Genomic DNA, 2,772 nt, shown 5'->3' with positions numbered 1-2,772 from the left:
CCGCTCACCGGCACCACGCGACCGGCCCGCCGGCCGAGCGGCCACCGACGCGGCCGGCCCACGAGACCGACCCACAAAGCGCCACCCGTTCGTGGCAGTCCTGCTGATCGTGTGCTCCGCCGTCGTCACCGGAGCGAAGACGTTCACGGCGATCGGTGGGCGGGCGACGAAGCCCCGCAGGACGTCCTGGCCCGACTCGGCGCCCGCACCACGGCGCCCTCGGGGCCTGTCCTGCGGATCATGCCGCAGACGCGGGGTCCGGCACGCACTCCCCCGAGTTCCTCGAGCAAGGGGGACCCCAGCCGCGTTGTCGCCACTCTCCCCCACGCCCGGCCGCTCCCCCACGCTCGGCTTCGCTCGAGCGGGGCACCCTCATCGCCGCCGCTCACCGGCGCCGATGAGGGCGCCGTCGCTTTCCTGCGACTTCATCCACCGGACAGGCCCTGGCCGTACGTACCCCGCCCAGCAGCGCGACCGTCCGCCGAGTCATCAAGGACACACACCTGCCCCGGTGCCCTGGCCGACCTCCTCGGATACGACCCGGCCGGGCCCGGCGCCTGCGCGTCGACCGCCTTCAGCGGTACCCCGAAAACCGCCGCCCCCTCACGGTCCCGCCCCGCCACCAACGCGGCCACCGCCCGCAGCCGCAGGGCCTCCTGAGCCGACGGCGCCAGCTGTCGCGCGTCCCTCACCATGTCACTCACACCCGTCCCACACCCCAGAAATCGAACCGTTCCCGAACAGCACTGTCGAAACCGGCTGCACGAGGCGTGGCTCCTGCTGGACGAAAGCGTCGTCCAGCTCTGGATCCCGCAGATCAAAGCCCTGGAGGACCGGTACAAGGCCTCGACCGTCGACGACGGCCGAGCACTCGACCAGTTCCACAGGTCGCCCGGCCCCGACGTGTGGTGGTGGCGCCGCCCCCGCATCCTCACCGGAAACCTCGGACATTCGCTTCGCCCGGTCGGTGCCATCGGCACCGACCCGGACACGGCATGACCCTCGGCTTCGCGGGATCACGGGACAGCGCTCAGGAGCTCGTGAAACGATCTTGTTGAAGTGGCTCGGCCGGGCGTGGCCGATCTGACGATTCGGCCGTTCGTGGTGCTGTCAGTACTCGGCCGTGGATCGTGGACGACGGCTCGTGAGCACTGATCGAACCGCTGCCGCCGCCCTGGCCCGAGCGGTCGCCGGGTCCACAGCCGGTGGCGGACCGGCTCTGCCTGCAGGGCAGGGCAGGACAGGGCGTCCTCTAGGTCTTCCACGACGATATGGCCCGGTAACCCCCTCCCCTGGAGTTGGGGTTCGGCTCCAGCATCGGTCCTGCGCCGGTCGACCGGCGCAGGACGGGCAGCAAGCATTCACCTGGTCTGCGACGGACACGGCACCCCGCTCGAGGTCCTCACCACCGCGGCCCACGTCAATGCCGTCACCCAGCCCCTCGCCCTGGTCGACGGCATGCCACCCGTCGCCGTCCGCCCCGGCCGTCCGCGCCGGCCGTCCCGAAGCCCTGCCCGGCGACAAGGGCTACGACTCCGACCCCCGTCGCGAAGAGCTCCACAAGCGCCTCATCCCGCCGGTTGCCTCCCGCAAGGGCGCCCCGAGCCTCAAGGGCCCGAGCAAGCTCCGGTACGCGGTGGAACAGACCTTCGCCCCGCTCCAACCAGTTCGAACGACTGGCCGTCCGTTGGAAACGCCGCACCGGACTCCACGATGCCTTTGTCTCCCTGGCCTGCAGCCTGATCTACTGGAAACGATTCAAGGAGGCCCGTCCATGATCGCGTCATGAGCTCCGGGACTGCCCGAGCCGGCGTCTTCCCCTTCATCGAGGTCGAGTACAACCACACCCGTCCGCTCGAGCACCCCGTCCACGGGTACGCCACCCCGCTCGAAACCAGAACCATGACGACGCAGGACCTCGCCCCCGCAGCGTAACCACCCGTTGTCCGTGACCAGGGGGAACGTCGCTCTGCGGACGGCAACACGTCACGTCACGGGCCCGCCCACGCGCTCGAGCGCCCCGCCCGTCACCCGGCGGCACGACGGAAATACCGGTTCGACCCAATGTGTCAACGAACGACACGCCGCGCCTGAGGGTGAGCAGGTGTCGGAAAAGTCCCCCGGACAGCGTATCGCCGCGTCAAGTCCACTACAGAAAAAGCAATCTGATTACACGTCAGCACGCCATGACACGGCACACGAGCGCCCTCTGTGACCTGATCGGAGTCAATCTGCTGACTTCCCCTCATGTCCCGATATGACAGGTATGAGAACTGGTCAGTACGTTCATCACGAGTCGGCCGGCCGGCCGATCCCCCGAGATCAGGAGAAGTGCGTGATGAGTACCCGTTCCACCGTCGTCACCGCGGCCGTCGCGGCCGCCGCGGGCCTGGCCGTCACCGGCATCACCTACGCCTCGGCGTCCGTCTACGGGCCGGCCCAGGCCGCCCCCGCGGTCCAGCAGGCAGCCGCCCCCATGGTCCAGCAGGGGGCCGTCCCCGCGGGCCAGCAGGCGGGCGCCCCCGCCGCGGCCCCCCTGGGCGGCGAATCCGGCAAGGACAACAACGGCCGTGGCTTCGAAGGCCGGGGCTTCGACGACCGTGGCTTCGAAGACCGGGGCTTCGAAGGCCGGATCCACATCAACGAGCGTTCCTACTCGGACAACCCGGGCGGCTGCGTCACCATCGTGAGCGGCCTGGGCTCCCGCAGCCTGAACATCCGCAACGACAGCAAGCGGACCGTCGAGGTCTTCCGCGGAGCCACCTGCGACAA

3 protein-coding genes are annotated in these 2,772 nt (G+C 69.8%); all 3 read left to right on the top strand.

Annotated features, from left to right (window positions below; genetic code table 11):
• Positions 1-693: 693 nt before the first annotated feature.
• Positions 694-999: a hypothetical protein gene (locus tag ACWEQO_RS34635; RefSeq protein ID WP_452986481.1), complete on the top strand. Its 306-nt coding sequence runs from the start codon at positions 694-696 to the stop codon at positions 997-999.
• 786 nt (positions 1,000-1,785) lie between these two features.
• The gene (locus ACWEQO_RS34630) at positions 1,786-1,935 is read left to right on the top strand and encodes a hypothetical protein (protein WP_452986480.1); all 150 of its coding nucleotides are present in this window, start codon (positions 1,786-1,788) and stop codon (positions 1,933-1,935) included.
• 403 nt (positions 1,936-2,338) lie between these two features.
• A partial coding sequence (locus ACWEQO_RS34625) for a hypothetical protein (RefSeq protein ID WP_361463063.1) occupies positions 2,339-2,772 on the top strand: 434 nt, incomplete at its 3' end.

Source organism: Streptomyces sp. NPDC004051 (genome assembly GCF_053604275.1).
Note: the sequence above shows the minus strand (reverse complement) of the source record. Positions and strands in the feature narration are given on the sequence as shown.

What these genes read in the sequence shown, in the direction of transcription:
- ACWEQO_RS34635 (WP_452986481.1), top strand. Translation starts at nt 694, where the DNA reads ATGTCACTCACACCCGTCCCACACCCCAGAAATCGAACCGTTCCCGAA.
- ACWEQO_RS34630 (WP_452986480.1), top strand. Translation starts at nt 1,786, where the DNA reads ATGAGCTCCGGGACTGCCCGAGCCGGCGTCTTCCCCTTCATCGAGGTC.